The sequence below is a fragment of the Micrococcus sp. LASM2_SD2 genome (assembly GCF_057364565.1).
In genome coordinates this window covers 1-3243 of the sequence record NZ_JBNFOB010000248.1, presented here as the reverse complement: position 1 = coordinate 3243, position 3243 = coordinate 1, and the positions used below count along the sequence as shown (strand labels likewise).

Here is a 3243-nt window from a genome sequence, read left to right as displayed (position 1 = left end):
CCGGTGCCGCAGCGGCCGGTGCCGCGGCGGTCGGCGACGCACGCACCGGTGACGGTCGCACCGGAGGCGGGGGCCGTCGTCGTGACGAAGAGCTCTACGCCCCCGGCGAGGTGCCGGGTGAGGACGACCCGAACGACGCCGGCTGGTCCCTGTTCGGGGACGACCCGGCCGCGGACGACCATGACGGCGCTGCGGGCGGAGAGGACCCCGTGGCCGCGGAGCGCCGCCGGCGCCGGAGGTCCCGGCAGATCCGCGGTGTCATCATCATCGGCGTGCTGGTGCTGCTCATCGGCACCCTGGTGACCCGGGTGATCGGCGGGCTGCTGCCCGGCGACGCGGAGGACTACGCGAGGACGTCCGGCGACGAGGTCACCTTCACCGTGAACAGCGGCGAGGGGGCGATCCTCATCGGCCGCCGGTTGGAGGAGGCGGGCATCGCTCGCTCGCGAGCGTTCCAGGAGGCCGCGGAGATGTCTCCGGGCAAGCACATGCAGCCCGGTGAGTATGACCTGCAGGAGCGGATGACGGCCGCCGACGCGGTGGAGGCCCTGCAGGGCGCCTCCCGGGCCGCGGTGGCCTACGTGGTGGTCAACCCTGGCCAGCGGCTGCCGGAGGTGCTGGACGAGTTGGCCGCCTCGACCCCGCACGACCGGGCCGCGTTCGCGGCCGCCGTGGAGGACCCCACGCGGTTCGGCCTGCCGGAGCAGGCGAAGACGGTCGAGGGGTACCTCGCCGCGGGCGAGTACCGCCTCCCGGTCAAGGACTCCGCCGAGGACATGGTCCGGGCCCTGGTGGAGCCGACCTTCGCGGAGCTGGAGAAGATGGGGGTCACGGACGAGGACGAGCAGTTCCGCGCCGTCACGATCGCCTCGATCGTGGAGGCCGAGGCCCTGCCGGACGACTACCCGGTGGTGGCGGGCATCATCGAGAACCGCCTCAAGCCGGACAACCGGGAGACGCACGGCCTGCTGCAGATCGATGCGACCGTCATCTACGGCCTGGGCGAGCGCCGGCTGCAGTTCTCCTCCGCCGAGCGGAGGACGCGTCCAACGAGTACAACACCTACGTGCACAAGGGCCTGCCTCCCGGGCCGATCGGCGCCCCGTCCCTGAAGGCGATCGACGCGGCCGCCCAGCCGCAGGACAACGACTTCTACTACTGGGTCACCGTGGACATCTCCACCGGTGAGACGAAGTTCGCGAAGACCTATGAGCAGCACCGGAAGTATCAGGACGAGTACCGGGCCTACTGCCGCGAGAACCCGGACATCTGCTGAGCCGGGCGCGGCCGCCGCACCTCGCCGGCGGCCGGGCGTCCGGCAGGAGAGGAGCGCCATGCACCGCCACGCCGCCGTGATCGGACATCCGATCGCCCACTCGCTGTCCCCGGCGCTGCACCGCGCCGCCTACGCCCACCTGGGCCTGCCGCTGGACTACGGGCGGAGGGACCTCGAGCCTGGGGAGCTGGAGGGGTTCCTCGCCGCCTGCGCCGACGGCACCGCGGCATCCGCTCCGTGGGTCGGGCTCTCCGTGACCATGCCCCACAAGCAGGCCGTGGCCGCGGCGGCCGCGACCCGCTCCCCGCGCGTGGAGCTGCTGGGCGCCGCGAACACCCTCGTGTGGGGCCACCCCGAGCACGGGGCCGGTCCCTGGGCGCACAACACGGACGTCGAGGGGATCACAGGGGCGCTGCGCTTCGCCGGCCTGCCCGCACTGACCGGCGCGGAGACGGTCGGCGTGGTCGGCAACGGCGGCACGGCGGCCGCGGCGGTGCTCGCGGCTCCCTGCTGGACGCCGGCCGGGTGGCGTTCTTCGTCCGCAGCCCCGAGCGGCGCCGCCCCGCTGGAGGATCTCGCACGCGACTGCGGACTCGCCGCGGACGTGCACGGACTGGACGAGCTGACGCGCACCGCCGGTGACCTCGCCGCCGTGGTCTGCACGCTGCCGCCGCGCGCTGCGGACCCGCTGGCCGAGGAGGTGGCGGATGCGGGGGAGGTGGTGCCGCCCCCGCTGCTGGACGCCGCCTACGACCCGTGGCCCTCCGCGATCGCACGGTCCTGGCAGGCCGCCGGTGGTGCCGTGGTCTCGGGGCTGGAGATGCTGCTCTACCAGGCGGTGGAGCAGGTGCGCCTCTTCGCCGCCGCTGCCGTGGTGCACGGCGCCGAACCCGCGCTGCGTGAACGCGTCGAGCAGGCGGACTGGACCGAGGTCACCGCCGTGATGGCACGGGCGATCGGTCTGCCTGCCCGCAGCTGACCGGCCGGCTGCGGACGTGTCCGACGGATCAGGGCGGTGCCGCCCACATCCTGGACCACGATGTCCGGAGAGCAGACATGCGCGGGCACGGGGCCGTCGTCGGGAGGCGACCGTGAGAGACTGCCGGGCATGGTGCGTTGGCTGACCGCGGGTGAATCGCATGGACCCGCTCTGACCGGAATCGTCGAGGGACTGCCCGCGGGCATCCCCCTGACCACGGAGGCGATCCAGGACGCCCTCGCACGGCGCCGCCTCGGCTACGGCCGCGGCGCGCGCATGAAGTTCGAGCAGGACCAGGTGACCCTTCTCGGCGGTGTCCGCCACGGGCTCACCTTGGGCTCCCCGGTGGCGATCCAGGTCGGCAACACCGAGTGGCCGAAGTGGGAGAAGGTCATGTCCGCGGACCCGGTCGACGACGCCGAGCTCGAGGGCCTGGCCCGCGCCGCCCGGCTCACCCGGCCGCGCCCCGGCCACGCGGACCTCACCGGCATGCAGAAGTACGGCTTCGACGAGGCACGCCCCCTGCTCGAGCGGGCCTCCGCCCGGGAGACCGCCGCCCGCGTGGCCCTGGGCACGGTCGCCCGGAGCATGCTGGCCGAGCTCGGGGTGAGGATCGTCTCCCACACCGTCGCGTTCGGCGGCGTCTCCCTGCCGGCCGGCTGTGCGTTCCCACGCCCTGAGGACGAGACCCGGCTGGACGAGGACCCGGTGCGGTGCATCGACCCGGAGACCTCCGCCGCGATGGTCGCGGAGGTGGACGCCGCCCGCAAGGAGGGCGAGACCCTCGGCGGCGTCGTCGAGGTGCTGGCCTACGGGCTGCCTGTCGGCCTCGGCTCCCATGTGCACTGGGACCGCCGCCTCGACGCCCGCCTGGCCGGCGCCCTCATGGGCATCCAGGCCATCAAGGGCGTGGAGGTGGGCGACGGGTTCGACACCGCGTCGCGCCGCGGCAGCGACGCCCACGACGCGATCGTCCGCGGCGCCGACG

At 74.0% G+C, this 3243-nt stretch carries 4 protein-coding genes; all 4 read left to right on the top strand.

The window, feature by feature from the left end:
• Positions 1-1112, top strand: a 1112-nt coding sequence (locus tag AC2W7A_RS10825) for an endolytic transglycosylase MltG (protein WP_485991359.1), incomplete at its 5' end; no start/stop codon positions are given.
• The gene (locus AC2W7A_RS10820) at positions 1067-1276 is read left to right on the top strand and encodes an endolytic transglycosylase MltG (protein WP_485991358.1); all 210 of its coding nucleotides are present in this window, start codon (positions 1067-1069) and stop codon (positions 1274-1276) included. The genes AC2W7A_RS10825 and AC2W7A_RS10820, both read left to right, overlap by 46 nt.
• Positions 1277-1334: 58 nt before the next feature.
• Entirely contained in the window at positions 1335-2255 is a 921-nt protein-coding gene (locus tag AC2W7A_RS10815; protein WP_485991357.1) for a shikimate dehydrogenase family protein, read from the top strand.
• Between the two features lie 129 nt (positions 2256-2384).
• Positions 2385-3243: chorismate synthase (gene aroC / locus AC2W7A_RS10810; RefSeq protein ID WP_485991356.1), on the top strand; the 859-nt coding region annotated here is incomplete at its 3' end.